A 20,084-nucleotide genomic window follows, 5' to 3' on the forward strand; every position below is an offset into this window, starting at 1 on the left:
GCCCCGCGCTGCCGGCGGTCAGCGCCCGGCGCCCGGTGCGCCGTCCCGGTCGCCGCGGCGCAGGACGATGACCGCGCACGCCGCCAGCAGCAGCATCCCCGCGGCGGTGGCCAGCGCGACCTGCATGCCGTCGACGAAGGCGGCCTGCGCGCGGCCGGCGAGCGACGGGTCGATCGCCCGGGCGACGGCGAGCGACTCGCGGGCGTGCTCGGCGACGCGGTGCGGCACCCCCGGCAGGGGCAGGTGACCGCGGTAGAGCGAGAGCAGGATGCTGCCGAGCACGGCGATCCCCAGCGCACCGCCCAGCTCGCGCGCGACGTCGTTCATCGCCGAGCCGACGCCCTGCTTGTCCGCGGGCAGCGCGTCGGTCACCGCCGCGGTGGCCGGCGTCATGGCCAGCCCCATCCCGGCGCCGAGCGCGACGAGCCCGCCCAGCAGCAGCCAGTAGGGGCTCCGCTCGTCGAGGCGTGACAGCAGCCCGAGCGCGGCGGCGGCGAGGACGAGCCCGGCCGCGGACGCGTGGGCGGTGCCGAACCGGTCGGCGAGCCGCGGCGCGACGAGCCGTGCGCTCGGCATCATGCCGAGGGCCATCGGCACGAGGCTCGCCGCGGCGACGAGCGGCGAGTTGCCCAGCACCAGCTGCAGGTACTGCAGCACCAGGAAGACGAAGCCGAAGAAGGCGGCGAACTGCAGCGTGAGCGACAGCACGCCCGCGCCGAACGCGGGGACGCCGAAGAGCCGGACGTCCAGCAGCGGGGTCGCGGTCCGCGTCTCCCACACCGCGAACAGCGCGAGCAGCACCGCCCCCGCGGCCAGGCCGCCGAGGGTGCGTGCCGTCCACCACCCCGCGGTCGGGGCCTCGATGATCGAGTAGACCAGCGCGGCGAGACCGGCGGCGCTCACGAGCGCGCCGAGGACGTCCACGCGCGGCGCGTCCGGGTCGGCGGACTCCGGCACGACCCGCAGCGTCGCGACCAGCGCGATCGCGGCGAGCGCGACGTTGACGCCGAACACGCCGCGCCACGACCAGTGCTCGAGCACGAGCCCCGACGCGAGCAGGCCGACGACGGCCGAGGCGCCGGCGACGCCGGCCCACGTGCCCACGGCCTTCGCGCGCTGGGCCGCCGGGAAAATGGTGGTGACCGTCGCCAGCGTCGCCGGCATGACGAGCGCGGCGCCGAGGCCGAGCACCGCGCGGAGCGCGATCAGGGCCGGGGCCGAGTCGACCGTCATCGCGACGGCCGAACCGGTGCCGAAGACGAGCAGCCCGGCGACGAGGACCCGTCGCCGCCCGGCCCGGTCGCCGATCGCCCCGCCGGCGAGCAACAGGGCGGCGAAGGTCAGGGCGTACGCGTCGACGATCCACGACAGCTGCGTCTGGCTCGCGCGGGTCTCGGCGGCGATCGAGGGCAGCGCCACGTTGAGCGACGCGGTGGCGGCCACGACGGTGGCCAGGGCCAGGCAGGTCGTGGCGAGGACGGCGCCGTGGCCGTGCCGGGGGGTGGGGGCTGCGACCCGCGGGTCGCGGGCTCCGGTGCCGGTCGTCATCGGCGTGCTCCTGTCCGATCGGGTGGGACTCGACGGTGACGGTCACCCGCCCTAGATTTCAACCGTGATGAATAAACCGCGGGGACGAGGCCGGCCGGCGCACCCCACCGGGGCGCGCGACGCGATCCTGGCGGTGGCGCAGCGTCGCTTCGTCCGCGAGGGGTACGAGGCCGTCACGTTGCGCTCGGTCGCCGCCGAGGCCGGGGTCGACGTCGCGGCGGTGAGCTACCACTTCGGATCGAAGAAGGGGCTGTTCGGGGCCGCGCTCGCGCTGTCGACCAACCCGGCCGACGTCATCGCCGAGGTCTTCGCCGGCCCGGCCGCCACGGCACCGCAGCGACTGGTGCGCCGCGTGCTGCAGGCCTGGGACGACGAGGAGGACGGCGCCAAGCTGCGCCGGCTCGGGCAGCGCGCGGTGGGCGACCCCGACGTCGCGCGGCTCGTCCGCGAGATGTTCGAGCGCGAGATGACGCCCGTCATCGTCGGGCACATCGGCGGGGCGGACGCGCAGCTGCGCGCCGCCACGGTCATCAGCGTGATCGGCGGGCTCATCATCGGCCGCTACCTGGTGGGCATCGAACCGCTCGCCTCGCTGCCGGCCGATGAATTGGTGGCCCGGCTCGCACCCCTCGTCCGCGTCGCGCTGGCCGGGGCCCGGGCCGCCGAGACACCGCGACGGCGCCCCGGGTAGGGCCGGCGGGCGGTGTCACCCGGGCGTCACCTGCGCGTCGCCCCGCCGTCGCCGGGACGTGGCCCCCCGGGCGGTCGACCTTCCTAGCGTCGGGGCCGCGACCGTCCGCCGTCCGGCGGTGACGGCCCACCACCGTCGGGAGAGCGATGCACACGTCGGCCATGAACCACATGCGGCTCTCCGTGGAGCAATACCTGAAGCGCGACCGTCACTACGACGTCCTCGACTTCGGGTCCCAGGCCGCCGGCAACGGCCGGACGCACCGCGAGGTGCTCGTCGACCACGACGTCACCTACACCGGTGTCGACGTGGTGGCGGGGGAGAACGTCGACATCGTGATGGCCAAGCCGTACCGCATCCCCGCGCGGGCGAGGTCCTTCGACGTCGTCATCACCGGATCGGCCTTCGAGCACATCCCGTTCATGTGGGCGTCGTTCCTGGAGATCGCGCGGGTGCTGCGGCCCGGCGGCCTGGTGTTCCTGACCGCGCCGTCGCGCGGCCACATCCACTTCGACATGGACTGCTGGCGCTTCTACCCCGACTCGATGCGGGCCCTCGCCGCGTTCGCGCGCATGCAGCTGCTCGAGGCCCACACCGACATGCCGCCGAAGCACCCCCGCGGTGGGGTCGACTACGCGCGCGTGGACTACGAGCGCAACTACTGGGGCGACACCGTCGGCGTGTTCCGCAAGCCGCAGGAGTACTCGATGCTCGTGGCCCCCGTGCGCGAGGTGATCGTGTGGTGGGCGAACCGGGTCAACGGCATCGAGCACGTGCCGCGCAAGTACGGCACGAAGAAGCGGTTCCGCGTCGCCCTCTGACGAGCCGGTGCGTCAGAGCTGCGCGATGCGCTTGACGCGGGGCTCGACGACGCGGACGCCGTACCGGTAGGCGCGGCGCGCGGCCACGCGCGCGGCGCGACGCGCGAACGACGGGCGCGTCCCGATCGCGTCGGACGGCGCCAGCACGGCGCCGGTGCGGTCGATGCCGTACCTCGCGAGCAGGCCGGGCAGGTAGGCGCCGGCCCGCTCCTCGTCGAGCCATGGGCGCAGCGGCGGCAGCTCCGCGCGCTTCGCGACAAGCTCGCCGAGCCGGTCGGCGGCGGCGGTGTAGGAGTCCGGGCCCACGACCACGCCGTGCGCGGCGGCCCACTCCGGGCGGGTGACGGGCAGCTCGCCGCGCAGCAGCGACGGCCAGGACGTCATCGCCCCGGACCCGACGAACAGCTGGTTGCCGAGCGACTCGCGGATGCCGTAGTCGGTGAGCAGTGCCGTCGGGATGCCGCGGTGCATGGCCTCGATCGCCGCCGTCGAGCTGACGGTGACGCACAGGTCGGTGCGATCGAGCACCGCGTCCATCGCGCCGTAGGCGAAGGTCAGGTTGGGCGGCAGCTCCTCCGGTGGGAGCAGGGCCTCGAAGTGGAAGGGCTCGACGTGCGTCGTCCGGTCGCCGACCCGGGCACGCAGCTTGACCACCACCGCGTGATCGGGGTGCCGACGGCCGTAGGCGGCCGCCTGCTCCAGGACGTGCCGGCGCTCCGCCTCCTGCTGCGGGACGCCGGGCTGGGTCACGAAGGTGAGCGTGAAGGGATGCCGCTGCCGCGCCTGCGCCGCGTCGTAGGGCGCCCCGCCGAGGAACGGCAGCGCCGTCGCGACGACCGACTTCGGGTCGGCGCCGAGATCGGCGAAGACGTCGGCGAAGCGGGCGGCGTCGGCGTCGCAGTTGGCGAGCACGAGATCGGCGCCGGCGCGGTTCACGAGCCCGTCGATGATCTTCTCGTACACGAGCCCGACGTAACCGGTGACGACGACCGGCCGGGTCGGCCGGTCCCGCCACGCCCGCCCCAGGGCGTGCAGCAGCGACTGGACGCAGCCGCCGATGCACGCGAGCACGACCACCTCGGCGTCGCTGTCGGCCAGCCGGGCGACGGTCTCGGCGATGCTCGCCCGCCGCAGCGAGGCGGGGGTGATGCCGATGTCGGCCAGCTGCTGGTCGTTGGGGACCGAGCGGCCGAGCAGCAACGTCGCGTGCAGCTGCGCGGGGCGGTCGGCGACGAGGCGGGCCGCCACGGTGGCCCCCCACTTCCATCGGCTGTCCGAGTCCGCCACGACCTCGACGCGCCAGGGTGGCGTCTCGGTGCCGTCGTCCGTCGTCGTCGGGGGGCTCGCCGTCATGGCCGCGAAGCTAGGAAGCGCGCCTTGCCGCGAGGGAGCATGCAGGTGGCGGTCGGGGAGCGGTCAGGTAAATGCGAGGTTCCGCGGGTGGCTGCCGCGGCGCCCGGGCCCCCGGCGCACCCGCCCGCCCGTCACCTGCTGCTCACCCGCGCGCGTCGAGACGGCCACCTGGGCCTCATCGTGTCGTCGCCGCGCGCCGCGACCATCTCCGGGTGCCGACCGACCCGACACTGACCGTCGTACTTCCCGTCCGCAACGTCGCGGCGTACCTGCCCGACATGCTCACCTCCCTGGGGCTCAATACCGACGTCGACCTGCAGCTCGTCGTCGTCGACGACGGCTCCGACGACGGGACCGCGCAGGTGATCGAGGAGTTCGCGGACCGGTTGCCGCAGCTGCAGGCGATCCGGCACGACACCGCGGTCGGGCTGGCCGACGCCCGCAACGCCGGGCTGGACCGTGCCGTCGGGCGCCACGTCTGCTTCCTCGACGGCGACGACTGGCTCGCGCCGGGGTACCTCGGCCGGCTCGTCCACGCGATCGACGGGCTCGGCTGCGACTTCGTGCGCGTGGACCACGTGCAGGTGCGCGACCGCGACCGCGTCGTGCACCTCGCGCCCGAGGCCCGTCGCGACGTCGTGCTCGACCCGCGCTCGGGCATCCTGCCGGCCAGCCGACGCACGATGATCGACTACCCGTACGCCTGGGCGGGCATCTTCCGGCGCGAGCTCGGCGAGCTGCTGCGCTTCCCGGCCGGGCTGCACACCGCCGAGGACCGGCCGTGGATCTGGCGCCTGCACCGCGAGGCCCGCAGCTACGCCGTGACGTCCCTGGCCGGCGTGTTCTACCGGCGCGACGTCGCGAACTCCCTGACGCAGATCGGCGACCACCGGCAACTGCAGTTCGTCGACGCCTACGCGATGGTGCTCGCGCAGGTGAGCGGCGACGCGGCGCTGCTGGGCAAGGCGATGCGCCAGTTCCTCGGCATCGTCGCGCACCAGGTGGAACAGGGCGAGGAGCGCTTCACCGCCCCGCTGCGCCGGCAGCTGGCCGAGCGTGTCACCGAGCTGCTCGCCGGGGTGGACCCCGACGTCGTCGGGCGGGCACTGCCCGGTGACGACCGCATCCAGGTGCTCGCCCCGCTGCTGCCCGCGGCCGTCCTCGGCCGGCGGTGGGCGTCGTGACCAGCGTCTTCTACGCCTCGACCCTGTTCGGGGCCATGACCCTGGCCACCGCGCTGGACGCGGGAGCGTTCGGCGACCACGACGAGCGGCGCGTGCTGATCGTCTCGAACACCGTGCCGATCCCCGAGATCACGCCCTCGTTCGACCGGTTGCCCGCGGCGGCGGGGCTGCGCGAGCGCTTTGACGACGTCGTCGACTGGAACGCGCTGGTCGCGCCGCTGCACCCGTCGCGGTGGCGACCGCGCGCGGCGGAGGCGCCCATGCTGGCACGGCTGTTCGCGCAGCGGCTCGGGCTGGCGGGCGGGGTGCGCGAGCTCGTGCTGGAATCGGTGGCCGTCGCTCCCGCGCGCACCATCGGCTCGCTGCTGCAGGGCTGCCCGATCACGGTGTACTCCGACGGGCTGATGAGCTACGGGCCCACGCGCGACAACCTGCCGGCCGGCATCGGCCGGCGTACCAGCCGGCTGCTGTACCTCGACCTCGTCCCGACGATCGCGCCGCTGCTGCTACGCGAGTACGACGTCGCCACGGTCGCGCTGCCCGACACCGGTTTCCGGCGCGTCGTCGCCTCGCTGCCCGCGGCCGACGCCGCCGGCGCGCGCGGCGCACCCGTCGTCCTCGGCCAGTACCTCTCGCAGCTCGGCATCCTCGAGCCGCGCGAGGAGCTCGAGCTGCACGAGCGCATGCTCGACGCCCTCGCCGCGCGCGGGGCGGACCGGGTCGTGTTCCGGCCCCACCCGGCGGCGCGGCGGGTGCACGTGCTGCCGCTGCAACGCCACGCGCAGCGGCGGGGGGTCGAGCTCGTCGTCCCGGACGACGGCCTGCCGGCCGAGTCCTGGTTCGCGGCCGCCGGCCCGTCGCTGGTGGTGTCGTGCTTCAGCACCGCGCTGTTCACCGCGAGCCGGTTCTACGGCTGCGAGGTCGCGACGATGGGCACCGACACCGTCCTCGAGCGGGTCGCCCCGTTCGAGAACAGCAACCGCATCCCCGTGACGCTGGCGGACGCGCTGCTGCCCCGCCTGGACGCGGACGGCGGGACCACGAGACCCGACGTGCCGGACGTGACCGAGCTCGTGCGCGCCGTCGGCTACTGCATGCAGGCCGACCGGCTCGCCGATCTGCGCGACGCCGCCGCCGCCTACCTCGGCCGGCACGGGCGCGAGCGCTACTTCAAGCGCAAGCGGCTCGAGGCGGTCGGGCTGCTGGCACCGCCGCCGGCCGCGCCGGCACCGACTGCGCCGCCGGTCGGCAAGGGGCTGCTGGCGCGGGCCGGTGGCCGACGCCCGGGCGGCCGCGCGGCGGCCGGCCGGGCAGGCGGGCCCGGTGACCGGCCGGTGACCCGCGAGGACGGACGACCGAACAGGAGACGGACGTGACCATGGGATCCCTTCGCAGCTCGCCCTTGGTGCGGGTACCGCGGCGCACGTTGACCGAGCTCGTCGACCGGCGGGTCGCCGCGGCGATGAAGCGCCACGAGATCGCCCGGGACGAGACCGCCGAGCTGCGCCGCGAGGTGCAGCAGCTGCGCGAGCGCACCCGCACCTTCGAGCTGCTCCTCGACGGCGCCGGGCGGGGTACGGCGCGGATGCCGTCGCCGGCCAACCTGGCGGGGTTGCAGCGCGAGATCACCGGCCTGTGCGGCGACCCCGAGGCCGCCGAGCGCAACGTGCACGGCGCGTTCCGCCTGCTCGTCGCCCTCGAGTCGCTCGGGGTGGGGCGCATCGCCGGGGGCACGATGAACATCTGCGGCAAGCTCGCCACCGTCCCGCTGCTCGCCAGGACCGACGGCGCGGAGCTCGAGATGCTCGAGATCGGGACGCTGTACGGCCTGTTCGCGGCCGCGCTGCTGCGGATGACCGAGCGCACCGGGGCCACGCCGTCGCTGACGATCGTCGACCCGCTGGTGGGCATGCAGCTGCAGAACCAGGCCGCGATCCCCGCCGACGCGTCCGGCACGCCGGTCGCCGCGGCGGCGGTGCGGACGAACCTCGCGCTGGCCGGGGCCGCGGGTGGCGCGGCCCGGATCGTCGTCGGCCTCTCCGGCGACGCCGACGTCCGGGCCACGGTCGGCGACCGCCGTTACGGCGTCGTGGTGGTCGACGGCGACCACGGCTACGAAGGCGTGGCCGAGGACCTGCGCTGGGTCGAGCAGATCGTCGCGCCCGGCGGCATCGTCGTGCTCGACGACTACGGCGACGGCAAGTGGCCCGGCGTGCAGCGCGCGCTGCAGGACCACCTCGCCGGCGACTCGCGGCTGACGCTGCTGGGCCGGGTGGCGACGTCGGGTTACCTGCGGGCGGCCTGACGCGTTCACCCGGACGTCAACCGGCTGCCCTGCGACGTCCACTTCGCGAACGACTCCCGGTCCACCTGCGCTCATAACTTCAGCGACATGAGGACGCGCGTGGTGGCGGTGATCCCCGCCCGGGGCGGGTCGAAGGGCGTCCCCGGCAAGAACGTCACCGAGGTCGGCGGCCGGCCGCTGGTCGCCCGCGCGGTCGCCGCCGCCCGGGCGGCCGGGCACGTCGACCGCGTGCTCGTCTCCACCGACGACCCGTTGATCGCGAGCGCCGCCCGCGACGCCGGGGCCGAGATCGTCGACCGCCCCGTCGCCCTGGCCGACGACACCGCGACCTCGGAGTCCGCGTTGCGGCACGCGCTCGACACCGCCGCCCCCGAGGCCGAGGTCGTGCTGCTCGTGCAGTGCACGTCGCCGTTCCTCTCCGCCGACGACGTCGACGGCGTCGCCGCGGCGGTGCTCGGCGGTGCCGACAGCGCCTTCACCGCCGCGGTGTCGCACGGCTTCCTGTGGCGGCCCGACGGCACCGGCGTGAACCACGACCCGGCGACGCGGCCGCGTCGTCAGGACCGGCCGGTCGAGCTGCTCGAGACCGGCGCCGCGTACGCCATGCGGGTCGACGGCTTCCGTCGTACCGGGCACCGCTTCTTCGGTCGCGTCGTGCCCGTCGCCGTCGACCCGGCCCGCACCCTGGAGATCGACGAGCCGGCCGACCTCGACCGGGCCCGGCTGCTGGCGCCGCTGGTCGACCACGCCACGAGCATCGGGCTCGCGGACGTCGACGCGCTGGTGCTCGACTTCGACGGCACGCTGACCGACGACCGCGTCGTCGTCGACCAGGACGGCCGTGAGTCGGTCACCGTGCATCGCGGCGACGGGCTCGGCATCGCCGCGCTGCGCCGCGCCGGGTTGGCCGTCGTCATCCTGTCGACCGAGCAGAACCCGGTCGTCAGCGCGCGGGCGCGCAAATTGAACATCCCTGCGCTGCAGGGGATCGAGGCGAAGGGTGTCGCCCTCGCGCAATGGTGCGCGGATCACGGCCACGACCTCGCTCGCACGGCCTACGTGGGCAACGACGTCAACGACCTGCCGTGTTTCGACATCGTCGGCTGGCCCATCGCGGTCGCCGACGCCCATCACTCGGTGCGTGCACGAGCGCGCATCGTCACTGCCGCCGCCGGCGGCCACGGCGCGATCCGCGAGGTTGCGTCGCGACTGCTAGGGAAGGAGATCCGAGATGGATCTGACTCGCTTGCGCTACATCGGTGACCGACCGGTCGGCCCCGACCACCCCGTCTACGTCACCGCCGAGATCGGCATCAACCACAACGGTGACCTCGGCGACGCGCTCGCCATGATCGACGTCGCGGTCGCGGCGGGCTGCGACGCCGTCAAGTTCCAGAAGCGCACCCCCGAGATCTGCGTGCCGGCCGACCAGCAGCAGGTCGAGCGGGACACGCCCTGGGGCCGGATGACCTACCTCGCCTACCGGCACCGCGTCGAGTTCGGCCAGGACGAGTACGAGGCCATCGACCGCTACTGCCGGCAGCGGGGCATCGCGTGGTTCGCCTCGCCGTGGGACGTGCCGAGCGTGGACTTCCTCGAGCTGATGGACCCGCCCGCGCACAAGATCGCGTCGGCGTCGCTGACCGACGACGAGCTGCTTGCCCGGGTGCGCGAGACCGGCCGCACCGTGATCCTGTCCACGGGCATGTCGACGCCCGACGAGATCCGCCACGCCATCGACGTGCTCGGCCGGGAGCGGCTCGTCCTCTGCCACACGACGAGCTCCTACCCGGCGCCGCCGGAGGAGCTCAACCTGCGCATGCTGCACACGCTGATGCACAACTACCCCGACGTGCCCATCGGCTACAGCGGGCACGAGATCGGTCTGCAGACCACGGTGGCGGCGGTGGCGCTCGGCGCGACCTTCGTCGAGCGGCACATCACCCTCGACCGCGCCAACTGGGGCTCCGACCAGGCCGCGTCGGTCGAGCCCTCGGGGCTGCAGCGTCTCGTGCGTGACATCCGCGTCGTGGAGAGCGCATTGGGCGACGGCGTCAAGCGCGTCTACGACAGCGAGCTGCCGGTGCGGGCGAAGCTGCGCCGGACGGTCGACACCGCGTCGGTGGACACCACACCGGGCGACACCGTCGCCGCGCGGTGACATGACCGCCCTGCGGACCCTCGCGCTGGTGGAGAGCGCGACACAGCTGCTCAACGTCGTCGAGTGGGCGCACGCGACGGGGGAGACCGCGGATCTGCGGATCGCGGTGCTCTGCCCGAAGGACTCGCCCACCCGTGGGCAGCTGCGCGAGGTCGGCGCGCTCGCCGCCGGCAGCGGCCTGAACGTCGACCTGGTCGACATCCGGGCGCTGGGCTCCGGCGGTCTGCTCGGCGGCGTGCGCCTCACCCGGTCGCTGTCGGCCGCGCACCGCGTCGTCCTCGGCGACCCGTTCTCCGGGCTCATCCAGACGCTGCTGCCCTTCGTGCGGGCCGAGCACGTCGTCGTGGTCGACGACGGGACGGCGACGTGGGAGTTCGCGGCGTGCGTGGACAGCGGCGCGCCGCTGGTCAGGTGGCGGCTGGAGGCCCGGGGGGCGACGCCCCGGGCGGCGCGCGCCACCCGGCTGCTCTCGCCCGGCGCGCACCGGACGCTCACCGTGTTCAGCTGCCTCACCGGGGCGACGCCGGTGGGTGCGGCAGGCATCGTGAACCGGTACGGGTGGACGCGCTCGCAGGGCGTCCCGCAGGTGCGCGCGGACGAGATCGACGTCGTCGGCGCCTCGCTGGTGGAGACGGGGGTCGTCGACCGGGCCGCGTACCTGGCCGCCCTCGCCCGGCTGGCCGCCCGAGCCACCGGGGTGCGCTATCTGGCGCACCGGCGCGAGTCGGAGAACCGGCTGGCCGAGATCGCCGCGCTGCCGAACGTCCGGGTGCAGCGCGGCCGGCTGCCGGTCGAGCTCACGCTGCGACAGGGTCCGGTCGCCGCGCACGTCATCACCTTCCCCTCGACGGCGGCGCACACGCTTCCGGTGGTGCTCGGTGACCTGTCCGACGATGCGACGCGGCCCGCCGTGCGGGTCGAGGTGCGCCGGGTCGAGGACGCCTGGTTCACGCCGTCGACCGGCAGCCACGCCCGCGACTTCGTGACGCGGATCGGCACCGACGCCCCCGCCCGGCCGGTGCTCGAACCGGCGTGAAGAGCGGTCGACCGGCGGGGGCGCCCGGCCGCGCTGGGTAATCTCGCAGGTATGGAGCCACCCCTTCCCGCGCGCCGGGCGGACGAGCCGGACGAGCCGTTCGGCGACGCCCGCCCCGCCTACGACGTGGGGGAGTTCCCGCAGGGCTCCCCGTTCAGCCGCTGGGCGCTCGCCCGCTACGTCATCGGGCGAGTGCTGCTGGATCGCGTCAGCTGGTCGCTGCTGGGCATCGGCGTCACGCTCGTGGTGCTGGCCGTGTGCGCGCGCTTCCTGCTCCACTCCACGCTGCTCGCCGTGCTGCTCGGCATCGTCGCGGTGATGGTGCTGCTCATGCGGGCGTTGCTCCGGGCCGTGCTGCGCCGCCTCATGGGCAGCAAGGTCTACGGCCCGCTCGAGGACCGGCTCGGCGAACTCGTCCTCGGCGCCACGAACGACGTCTTCGGCGAGCTCAACCGCGTCGGTCTGCCGTCGCGGACGATCACGCTGCCGTTGCTCGCGTTCCGCCTGGTCGGGCGCCGCCGCAAGGACACGATGGCGCGGCTGCGGCAGTTCCAGGTGGAGCGGGCCGTCTCGCGCGCCCGGCTCGACGAGCTGCACATGCTGCTGCGCGAGGGGACCGGCCGCGGCCCGGGCGCCGCGCCGGGACGCTCCACGTGAGCATGGCGCTGGACGGCGGCCCGGGTGGGGCGGGCCGGCCCGACGCCGACCCGCGGCGGGACGCCGCGGCCGACCTGCGGGTCGCGGCCGTGATCGTGCTGGCCCTGGCCGTGGTCGGGGCGCTGCTCGGGCTCGTGTGGGCGGCCTGGAGCCCGCCGGGACCGATCGCGCTCGTCCGCTCCGCCGGCCTGCAACCCGACGAGACCGAGGCCTTCGTCGCCGGGGACGGCCGGTACCTCGTGCTCTCGGCCGTCGCCGGGCTGCTCGCCGGGCTGCTCGCCTGGACGCGGTCGCGGCAGCGGGGACCGATCGTGCTGCTCGCCCTCGCCGTCGGCGGTCTCGCCGGATCGCTGCTGCTCTGGGCGGTCGGCCGTCTGACGGGTGGCGGCTCGACCGACGGCAAGGTGAACACGATCGTGGCGCGGCTGCCGCTGACGTTGCACGCCCACGGGCTGCTCTTCCTGCAGGCCGGGGTCGCCGTCCTCGTCTACGGGCTGTTGGTGGCGTTCGCCGCCCGTGACGACCTGGGCCGGCCCGACCCGCTGCGCGACCGGCTCCATGCGGCCGCGACCGCGCCGCCCGGGGCTCATCCCGCTCCCGGCCACCCGGGTCCCTATCCGCCGCCGTACCCGCCCCCGGGTGGCTACCCGGGCTCGTACCCACCGCCGTCAGTTGCTCCCGACGGGCAGTCGCAGGACGGCGGGGGACACCGCGATGCTGCGGGTCCGCTGCAGCAGCGCGATCTCCCGCCGCAGTAGGCGGCCCACCCGGACGAGCCGTTCGGCCGTCGTGCCGTCGGTGAGCAGGGCCTGCTTCTCCGCCGGCGGGAGCGGCAGCCGCGCGGCGAGCTGGTAGGAGAGCTGGTTGGCGTCGCGCGGGAGCTCGGCCCCGGTGCCGCGGCCGGCGAGCCTCACCAGCATGGCGTCGTAGACGTCGATCAGCTCGCGGGCGCGGGTCTCCTGCGCCGCGGTGAGCTCGCCGTCGGGCTCGGGCAGGTACTCGATGCGGGCGCGCAGGTACGGCCGGCCCGTCGGCAGCAGGTCGAGGACGCGGAATCGGCGGCTGCCCACCGAGAGCAGGTCCGACGTCCCGTCGTCGGCGGTGTCGACCTCGAGCACCTCGGCCGTCGTCCCGATCGGCTCGACCTCGGGGAGGTCGCCGGTGGCGACGACCGGCGTCAGCGCCTCGGTGCCGGCCCGCAGGGCGACGACCCCGAACACCGGCCCCGCGGGCGCCTCGGCGATGTCGCGCAGCAGCTCGCGGTAACGCTGCTCGAAGATGTGCAGCGGCAACGGCATCCCGGGCAGCAGCACGTGGCTCAGCGGGAACAGCGGGATGACCTCCGGCACGCCTCACACGCTAGTGCGCGGCGGCCACCCACCGCGTCCGTAGACTCAGCGGACGTGCTACGACGCGTCGACCTGACCTCCGCCACCGGTGCCGATCTGCGCCGTGCCCTGCCCCGCGCGCAGGTCGACGTCCGGGCCGCGCTCGACACCGTCGCGCCGCTGGTGGCGGCGGTCAAGGACCGTGGGTACGACGCGGTCCGCGAGGCCACCCTGCGCTACGACGGCGTCGACGTCGCCCGGCCGCGGGTCGCCGCCGGGCAGCTCGCCGAGGCGTCGGCCGCCCTCGACGCCGGCGTCCGCGCTGCCCTGGAGGAGTCGATCCGCCGCGCCCGCATCGTCCACGAGGCGCAGCGCCGCGAGACGGTCGACGTCCAGGTCGTGCCCGGCGGCACCGTCACCGAACGGTGGGTGCCGGTGCAGCGGGTGGGGCTCTACGTGCCGGGTGGTCTCGCCGTCTACCCGTCGAGCGTGGTGATGAACGTCGTGCCGGCGCAGGTCGCGGGCGTCGATTCGATCGCTGTCTTCACCCCCGCGCAGCGCGAGTTCGACGGCCTGCCCCACCCGACGATCCTGGCCGCGTGCGCGCTGCTCGGCGTCGACGAGGTGTACGCCGTCGGCGGGGCCCAGGCCGTCGCGCTCGCCGCCTACGGCGACGACGCGCTGCAGATCGACCCCGTCGACGTGATCACCGGCCCGGGCAACGTCTACGTCGCCGCCGCCAAGCGGCTCGTCCAGGGCGTCGTCGGCATCGACTCCGAGGCCGGCCCGACCGAGATCGCCGTCCTCGCCGACGCCACCGCCGACCCCGCGCACGTCGCGGCCGACCTCATCAGCCAGGCCGAGCACGACACCCTCGCCGCGTCGGTCCTGGTCACCGACTCCGTCGCGCTCGCCGACGCCGTCGACGCCGAGGTCGAGCGCCAGGTCGCCGCCACCAAGCACACCGAGCGGGTGCGCACCGCGTTGGCGGGGGAGCAGTCGGCGACGGTGCTCGTGCGCGACCTCGAGCAGGGGCTCGCCGTCGTCGACGCCTACGCCGCCGAGCACCTCGAAGTCGTCACCGCCGACGCGCGGGCGTGGGCCGAACGCGTTCGCAACGCCGGCTGCATCTTCGTCGGCCCGCACGCACCGGTGTCGCTCGGCGACTACTGCGCCGGCTCCAACCACGTCCTGCCGACGGGCTGCACCGCGCGGCACGCGTCCGGGCTGTCGGTGCAGTCGTTCCTCAAGGGCGTGCACCTGGTCGAGTACACCGCGGCCGCGCTGGCCGAGGTCGCCCCGCACGTCATCGCGCTCGCCGAGGCCGAGGACCTCCCCGCCCACGGTGCAGCCGTCGCGATCCGCACGACATGACCTCGCTCGACGACCTGCCGCTGCGCGACGAGCTGCGTGGCGAGACGCCGTACGGGGCGCCGCAGCTCGACGTGCCGGTGCAGCTCAACACGAACGAGAACCCCTACCGGCCGAGCGAGACCGTCGTCGCCGACATGGCGGCCGCCGTCGCCGAGGCCGCGCGGGGCCTCAACCGCTACCCCGATCGCGACGCCGTCGCTCTGCGCGCCGGTCTCGCCGAGTACCTGACCGCCGACGGCGGTGTCCCGCTCGCGACCGAGCAGGTGTGGGCGGCCAACGGCTCCAACGAGGTCGTGCTGCAGCTGCTGCTCGCCTTCGGCGGCCCGGGACGCACCGCCGTCTCGTTCGCACCCACCTACTCGATGTATCCCGAGTACGCGCGCGACAGCCACACCGAGTGGGTGCTGGGACGCCGGGCGGACGACTTCACCATCGACCGGGAGCACGCGCTCGGCGTGATCGCCGAGCACCGGCCGTCCGTCGTGCTGCTGGCCTCGCCGAACAACCCGACCGGAACGGCCCTGCCGATCGACGACATCGCGGCGATCGTGGCCGCCGCGCCCGGCGTGGTCATCGTGGACGAGGCCTACGGCGAGTTCCGTCGGAGCGGCGTGCCGAGTGCGCTCTCGCTGCTGCCGGACTCGCCACGGCTCGTGGTCACCCGCACGATGAGCAAGGCCTTCGCGCTCGCCGGCGGCCGGGTCGGCTACCTCGCGGCGTCGCCCGCGGTGGTCGACGCCGTGCGCATCGTCCGGCTGCCCTACCACCTGTCCTCGACGACGCAGGCGGTCGCCGGCGCCGCGCTCCGTCACGCCGACGAGCTGCTCGGCGCGGTCGCCGAGCTCCGTGCCGAACGCGACCGCACCGTCGCCTGGCTGCGCGGCCGGGGTCTGCAGGCCGCGGACTCCGACGCCAACTTCGTGCTGTTCGGGACCTTCGCCGACCGGCACGCGGTGTGGCAGGGCCTGCTCGACCGCGGCGTGCTCATCCGCGAGACTGGACCCGACGGCTGGCTGCGCGTCTCGATCGGCACGCCGGCGGAGATGGCGGCGTTCCGCACCGCCCTGGAAGAGGTGACGGCATGACCAGCACGCCCCGTACCGGGCGCGTCGAGCGCGCGACCAAGGAGACGAAGATCGCGCTGTCGATCGACCTCGACGGCAGCGGCCGGACGGACGTCTCCACCGGCGTCGGCTTCTACGACCACATGCTCACGTCCTTCGGCAAGCACGGCCTGTTCGACCTCAGCGTGCAGGTCGAGGGCGATCTGCACATCGACGCCCACCACACGGTCGAGGACACCGCGATCGCGCTCGGCCAGGCGTTCGCGCAGGCGGCCGGCGACAAGGCGGGCACGCGTCGCTTCGGCGATGCGACGATCCCGATGGACGAGTGCCTGGTGCACGCCGCGGTCGACCTCTCCGGGCGCCCCTACCTCGTGCACAACGAGCCGGCGGGCGCGCCGCCCACGATCGGGCCCGACTACGCCACGACGCTCACCCGGCACGTGTTCGAGTCCTTCGTCTACCACGCGGCGATCGCGCTGCACGTCAACGTCCACGCCGGACGCGACTGGCACCACGTCACCGAGGCGCAGTACAAGGCGGTCGCCCGGGCGCTGCGGTCCGCCGTCGAGCTCGACCCGCGGGTGCAGGGCGTCCCGTCCACCAAGGGAGTCCTGTAATCGCGGGCAAGCGCGTCACCGTCCTCGACTACGGCTCGGGCAACCTGCGCTCGGCGCAACGTGCGCTCGAACGCGTCGGTGCCGAGGTGACGGTGACCGCCGACCGCGCCGCCGCCGACAACTGCGACGGCCTCGTCGTGCCCGGCGTCGGCGCGTACGCCGCCTGCATGGCCGGGCTGCACGCGATCGAGGGCGAGCTCATCGTCTCCTCCCGCGTGGCGGCCGGACGTCCGCTGCTGGGAATCTGCGTGGGCATGCAGGTGCTCTTCGACGCCGGCGTCGAGCACGGGGTCGAGTCCGTCGGGCTGCGCGTGCTGCCGGGACGCGTCGAGGCGCTGCGGGCGCCGGTCGTCCCGCACATGGGGTGGAACACCGTCACCGCCGCCGACGGCTCCGTGCTCTTCGCGGGCATGGCCGCCGACACCCGCTTCTACTTCGTGCACTCCTACGCCGCGCACGACTCCGACGGCGCGCTGACCTGGGCGACCCACGGCGAGCCCTTCGTCGCCGCGGTCGAGCGGGGCTCGGTGAGCGCGACGCAGTTCCACCCGGAGAAGTCCGGCGACGCGGGTGCCACGCTGCTCGAGAACTGGCTCGCGACGCTCTGAGCGGCGGGAGGATGGCGGCGTGAGCAAGCAGCGCAAGGTGGCGCGGGCGCAGCGGGAGGCCGCGGCGGCGCAGCGGACGGCGGCCGAGCAGGCCCGCCGCGACCACGAGGCCGCGCTGCGTGCCCGGCGCGAGCGACGCGCGGCGCTGCGTCGCCGGCTGCGCGTCTGGCCGAGCGGTCCGCGCCGCCGCGACACCCGCGAGCGCGCCGGTGCGCTCGCCGTCCTGGTGCTGCTCGTGCTGGCCGTCGTGTACGTGCTGACCCGGTCGGTCTCGGTCACGATCGCTACTGCTTTGATCCTCGTCGTGGGCGCGCCCGTCCTGGTGCTGCTCTTCTTCGATCGGAGTCGACGTTGACCGCTGTCCCGACCCTGCAGCTGCTGCCCGCCGTCGACGTCGCCGGGGGTCGCGCCGTGCGCCTCGTCCAGGGGGAGGCGGGGTCGGAGACGTCCTACGGCGACCCGCTCGAGGCGGCCCTCGCCTGGCAGCGCGACGGCGCCGAGTGGATCCACCTCGTCGATCTCGACGCCGCCTTCGGCCGCGGCGACAACCGTCGGCTGCTGGCCGAGGTCGTCGGCCGACTGGACGTGGCGGTCGAGCTCTCCGGCGGCATCCGCGACGACATCTCGCTCGAGGCGGCGCTCGCCACCGGGTGCGCCCGCGTCAATCTCGGCACCGCCGCGCTCGAGTCGCCGGAGTGGGTGCGCCGCGCCATCGCGCGGCACGGCGAGAAGATCGCCGTGGGCCTCGACGTCCGGGGCACGACGCTCGCCGCCCGCGGGTGGACGCAGGAGGGCGGCGACATCTGGGAGACGCTCGCCCGTCTCGACGCCGACGGCTGCGCCCGTTACGTCGTCACCGACGTCACCAAGGACGGCACCCTCCAGGGCCCCAACCTCGACCTGCTGCGCGAGGTCTGCGCCCGCACCGACAAGCCGGTGGTGGCCAGCGGGGGGGTGTCCTCGCTCGACGACCTGCGCGCCATCGCCGGCCTCACCGACCTCGGGGTCGAGGGCGCGATCGTGGGCAAGGCGCTCTACGCCGGGGCGTTCACGCTGCCCGAGGCGCTCGCCGCCGTCCGCTGACCCCCCATCGCGCTCGTGGCGGCTGCCGCCCGTGTCCGAGCGCCTGCCGCCACAACCGGTCAAGCCAGGGTCTCGGCCGGCTGTCGCGCCTGCGCGCGCGGCAGTTCGCCGCCGCGGGCCTCCTTGCCGATCGCCGCGAGCACCGCGACCGCGACGAAGACCGGGATCATCGTCGCGCACAGCGCGAACGTGTAGCTGTGCGTCTCGGCGAGGTGCTCCTGGATCGGCAGGTTGAACGCGGCGAGGCAGTTGCCGAGCTGGTAGGTGACGCCGGGGTAGAAGCCGCGGATCTCGGCCGGGGAGAGCTCGGTGAGATGGGCCGGGATCACCCCCCACGCCCCCTGCACCACGAACTGCATCAGGAACGACCCCAGGCAGATCAACCCGAGGGTGTGGGACGCCGCGAACAGCGGCAGGATCGGTAGGCCGAGCACGGCGCAGAACACGACGACGGCCCGACGCCCGTACCGCTCCGAGGTCGCCCCCATGAGGGTGCCGCCGAACAGGGCGCCCACGTTGTAGAGGATCGCGACGTACAGCGCGGTGTTCTCCGAGAACCCCAGACCCTTCTTGAGGAAGGACGGGTAGACGTCCTGCGTGCCGTGGCTCATCCAGTTGAACGCGGTCATCAGCAGGATGAGGTAGCCGAAGCGACGCAGCACCCGGGCGTTCGCCATCACGTCGCGAAAGCGCGTCTTGTTGGCGACGACGTTCGCGCGCGTCTCCTGCCAGACCTCGGACTCGGTCACCCGCGTGCGCACGAACAGCGACACCAGTGCCGGCAGCACCGAGAACGCGAACAGGCCGCGCCAGCCCCAGGTCGTCAGGTTCTCGATGAGCAGGTAGGCGATCGCGGCGAGCATGTAGCCGATCGCGTACCCCTGCTGGACGATGCCCGAGACGAGACCCCGACGCCCCGGTGGCACCTTCTCCATCGCGAGCGACGCGCCGAGGCCCCACTCGCCGCCCATGCCGATCCCGTAGAGCAGCCGCAGCACGAGCAGGAAGGTGTAGTTGGGCGCGAAGGTGCACAGGAAGCCGACGAGCGAGTAGAAGGACACGTCGACGATCAGGACCTTCTTGCGGCCCGAGCGGTCGGCCCACGCCCCGAACAGGGCCGCACCGATCGGACGCATCAGCAGCGTCGCCGTCGTCAGGAACGCCATGCGGGTCGCCGAGACGCCGAGATCGTCGCCGACGTCGACGTAGACGAGCACGACGATGAAGTAGTCGAACGCGTCCATCGCCCAGCCGAGCGTCGCCGCGGCGACGGCGCGGATGTCGGCGCCGGTCATGTGCTGCGGGTCGTCCGGCTCCGTCGTGGTGTCCATACCTGGTCCCCCTCGGATTCCGCGGTCGTTCCCAGGAAGTGCGTCTCTCCGTTATGCCCCACGTGCCGCACCGTCACAAGACCGTGAGGAGGTAGGTTTCGCTCCCACACATCGTCTGCGGGCGGGCACCGACGCCCTCCGCACGACCGGGAGGGAACCCCATGACCGTCTCGTCCACCGCCGCGCCCGCCGTGGCACCACCCGCCGCCGCCCGTCGGACGCCCCGCCGAGCGGCCGCCGCACTCGCCGCCGGACTGGTGCTCGGCGTGGTGCCGGGGGTCGTCCTGGCCGGCGGTGCCGACGCCGCCACGCCCACGACGTTGACGCTGCGCGCCGACCATCGCACCTACACCGCGGGCTCGCGGGTCGTCCTGCGGGCCCATCTGAACGCGGCAGACCGTTCGGTCACCTTCTACGAGAAGCATCGCGGCGTGTCGAACCGCACGATCTACAGCGGCACGACCGACGCCCACGGCAACGTCGCGATCGACGGCTCGGCCGGGTACACGTCCACCTTCACCGCGAAGTTCGCGGGCGACTCCACGTACGCGGCCAGCTCCGCGACGACCAGGATCACGGTCCGGGTCAGGATGGCCATCGCCGCCGGCGGGGGCACGAAGCACAAGGGGTACCGCACGTACCACCAGTCGAAGAAGGCCACGGTGGCCACCGCGGTCGCGCCGTCCAAGCGCGGGCACAAGGTGCTGTTCCGCCTGCAGGAGCGGCGCAAGGGGCACTACCGCACGCTGCAGACCCGCCGTTACAAGATCGGCAAGAAGAGCGCCGTCGCCATCACCTACCGCGGCGTGGCGGGCCACCGTTACCGCGTCCGGGCCGAGTACGCGGGTGACTCGCTCAACGCCAGGAACCACACCGCCTGGACGTACTCGCGCTTCGTGCGCTGACACGCGTCCGCCGCG

21 protein-coding genes are annotated in these 20,084 nt (G+C 74.1%); 17 read left to right on the forward strand and 4 right to left on the reverse strand.

What is annotated here, in order from left to right:
• Positions 1-18: 18 nt before the first annotated feature.
• On the reverse strand, positions 19-1,548 hold the full coding sequence (locus tag BUE29_RS11955) for an MFS transporter (protein WP_073390497.1): 1,530 nt from the start codon (positions 1,546-1,548) through the stop codon (positions 19-21).
• 67 nt (positions 1,549-1,615) lie between these two features.
• On the opposite strand from BUE29_RS11955, the gene BUE29_RS11960 reads away from it, so the two are divergent.
• Positions 1,616-2,239, forward strand: a complete 624-nt coding sequence (locus BUE29_RS11960) for a TetR/AcrR family transcriptional regulator (protein ID WP_073390500.1) — start codon at positions 1,616-1,618, stop codon at positions 2,237-2,239.
• A 161-nt stretch (positions 2,240-2,400) separates the two neighbouring features.
• The gene (locus BUE29_RS11965; RefSeq protein WP_200800159.1) at positions 2,401-3,060 is read left to right on the forward strand and encodes a methyltransferase domain-containing protein; all 660 of its coding nucleotides are present in this window, start codon (positions 2,401-2,403) and stop codon (positions 3,058-3,060) included.
• A 12-nt stretch (positions 3,061-3,072) separates the two neighbouring features.
• On the opposite strand, the gene BUE29_RS11970 is transcribed toward BUE29_RS11965, so the two are convergent.
• Positions 3,073-4,413 (reverse strand): DUF6716 putative glycosyltransferase, encoded by a 1,341-nt coding sequence (locus BUE29_RS11970; RefSeq protein ID WP_073390506.1) that lies wholly within the window; start codon positions 4,411-4,413, stop codon positions 3,073-3,075.
• A 212-nt stretch (positions 4,414-4,625) separates the two neighbouring features.
• On the opposite strand from BUE29_RS11970, the gene BUE29_RS11975 reads away from it, so the two are divergent.
• The 8 genes from BUE29_RS11975 (at position 4,626) to BUE29_RS12010 (ending at position 12,514) form a co-directional block, all read left to right on the forward strand.
• Complete coding sequence (locus BUE29_RS11975) at positions 4,626-5,597, forward strand: glycosyltransferase family 2 protein (protein WP_200800160.1); 972 nt, start codon at positions 4,626-4,628, stop codon at positions 5,595-5,597.
• The gene (locus BUE29_RS11980; RefSeq protein WP_200800161.1) at positions 5,594-6,973 is read left to right on the forward strand and encodes a polysialyltransferase family glycosyltransferase; all 1,380 of its coding nucleotides are present in this window, start codon (positions 5,594-5,596) and stop codon (positions 6,971-6,973) included. Before BUE29_RS11975 ends, BUE29_RS11980 begins: the two co-directional genes overlap by 4 nt.
• A 2-nt stretch (positions 6,974-6,975) precedes the next feature.
• The gene (locus BUE29_RS11985) at positions 6,976-7,902 is read left to right on the forward strand and encodes a class I SAM-dependent methyltransferase (RefSeq protein ID WP_073390512.1); all 927 of its coding nucleotides are present in this window, start codon (positions 6,976-6,978) and stop codon (positions 7,900-7,902) included.
• Positions 7,903-7,989: 87 nt separating this feature from the next.
• Positions 7,990-9,165 carry an acylneuraminate cytidylyltransferase gene (locus BUE29_RS11990; protein ID WP_073391121.1) on the forward strand — a complete coding sequence of 392 codons (1,176 nt, stop codon included), beginning with the start codon at positions 7,990-7,992 and terminating at the stop codon, positions 9,163-9,165.
• Positions 9,134-10,063 carry an N-acetylneuraminate synthase family protein gene (locus tag BUE29_RS11995; protein ID WP_073390516.1) on the forward strand — a complete coding sequence of 310 codons (930 nt, stop codon included), beginning with the start codon at positions 9,134-9,136 and terminating at the stop codon, positions 10,061-10,063. Before BUE29_RS11990 ends, BUE29_RS11995 begins: the two co-directional genes overlap by 32 nt.
• Position 10,064: 1 nt before the next feature.
• Positions 10,065-11,099 (forward strand): hypothetical protein, encoded by a 1,035-nt coding sequence (locus tag BUE29_RS12000; protein WP_073390519.1) that lies wholly within the window; start codon positions 10,065-10,067, stop codon positions 11,097-11,099.
• Between the two features lie 51 nt (positions 11,100-11,150).
• Positions 11,151-11,756 carry a hypothetical protein gene (locus tag BUE29_RS12005; protein ID WP_073390521.1) on the forward strand — a complete coding sequence of 202 codons (606 nt, stop codon included), beginning with the start codon at positions 11,151-11,153 and terminating at the stop codon, positions 11,754-11,756.
• Positions 11,753-12,514 carry a DUF2567 domain-containing protein gene (locus BUE29_RS12010; protein ID WP_143168150.1) on the forward strand — a complete coding sequence of 254 codons (762 nt, stop codon included), beginning with the start codon at positions 11,753-11,755 and terminating at the stop codon, positions 12,512-12,514. Before BUE29_RS12005 ends, BUE29_RS12010 begins: the two co-directional genes overlap by 4 nt.
• Here BUE29_RS12010 and BUE29_RS12015 read toward each other — a convergent pair.
• Complete coding sequence (locus tag BUE29_RS12015) at positions 12,425-13,105, reverse strand: LON peptidase substrate-binding domain-containing protein (RefSeq protein ID WP_084180984.1); 681 nt, start codon at positions 13,103-13,105, stop codon at positions 12,425-12,427. The genes BUE29_RS12010 and BUE29_RS12015 overlap by 90 nt on opposite strands.
• A 54-nt stretch (positions 13,106-13,159) precedes the next feature.
• Between BUE29_RS12015 and hisD the strand changes: the two genes are divergently transcribed.
• The 6 genes from hisD to priA are packed head-to-tail and all read left to right on the forward strand — an operon-like array spanning position 13,160 to position 17,833.
• Positions 13,160-14,458 (forward strand): histidinol dehydrogenase, encoded by a 1,299-nt coding sequence (gene hisD / locus BUE29_RS12020; RefSeq protein WP_073390526.1) that lies wholly within the window; start codon positions 13,160-13,162, stop codon positions 14,456-14,458.
• Entirely contained in the window at positions 14,455-15,543 is a 1,089-nt protein-coding gene (locus BUE29_RS12025) for a histidinol-phosphate transaminase (RefSeq protein ID WP_073390529.1), read from the forward strand. The genes hisD and BUE29_RS12025 overlap by 4 nt, the downstream gene beginning before the upstream one ends.
• On the forward strand, positions 15,540-16,142 hold the full coding sequence (gene hisB, locus BUE29_RS12030; RefSeq protein WP_073390532.1) for an imidazoleglycerol-phosphate dehydratase HisB: 603 nt from the start codon (positions 15,540-15,542) through the stop codon (positions 16,140-16,142). The genes BUE29_RS12025 and hisB overlap by 4 nt, the downstream gene beginning before the upstream one ends.
• Positions 16,142-16,750 carry an imidazole glycerol phosphate synthase subunit HisH gene (gene hisH / locus BUE29_RS12035; protein ID WP_073391123.1) on the forward strand — a complete coding sequence of 203 codons (609 nt, stop codon included), beginning with the start codon at positions 16,142-16,144 and terminating at the stop codon, positions 16,748-16,750. The genes hisB and hisH overlap by 1 nt, the downstream gene beginning before the upstream one ends.
• 19 nt (positions 16,751-16,769) lie before the next feature.
• Positions 16,770-17,105, forward strand: coding sequence for a hypothetical protein (locus BUE29_RS12040; protein ID WP_073390534.1), 336 nt, complete (start codon positions 16,770-16,772; stop codon positions 17,103-17,105).
• On the forward strand, positions 17,102-17,833 hold the full coding sequence (gene priA / locus BUE29_RS12045; protein WP_073390537.1) for a bifunctional 1-(5-phosphoribosyl)-5-((5-phosphoribosylamino)methylideneamino)imidazole-4-carboxamide isomerase/phosphoribosylanthranilate isomerase PriA: 732 nt from the start codon (positions 17,102-17,104) through the stop codon (positions 17,831-17,833). Before BUE29_RS12040 ends, priA begins: the two co-directional genes overlap by 4 nt.
• Positions 17,834-17,892: 59 nt before the next feature.
• On the opposite strand, the gene BUE29_RS12050 is transcribed toward priA, so the two are convergent.
• Positions 17,893-19,164, reverse strand: coding sequence for an MFS transporter (locus BUE29_RS12050; protein ID WP_073390540.1), 1,272 nt, complete (start codon positions 19,162-19,164; stop codon positions 17,893-17,895).
• Positions 19,165-19,325: 161 nt separating this feature from the next.
• Between BUE29_RS12050 and BUE29_RS12055 the strand changes: the two genes are divergently transcribed.
• Positions 19,326-20,069 carry a hypothetical protein gene (locus BUE29_RS12055; protein ID WP_073390543.1) on the forward strand — a complete coding sequence of 248 codons (744 nt, stop codon included), beginning with the start codon at positions 19,326-19,328 and terminating at the stop codon, positions 20,067-20,069.
• The last annotated feature ends 15 nt before the right edge of the window (positions 20,070-20,084 follow it).

This window comes from Jatrophihabitans endophyticus (assembly GCF_900129455.1).
In the GTDB taxonomy this organism is placed as follows: Bacteria; Actinomycetota; Actinomycetes; order Mycobacteriales; family Jatrophihabitantaceae; genus Jatrophihabitans; species Jatrophihabitans endophyticus.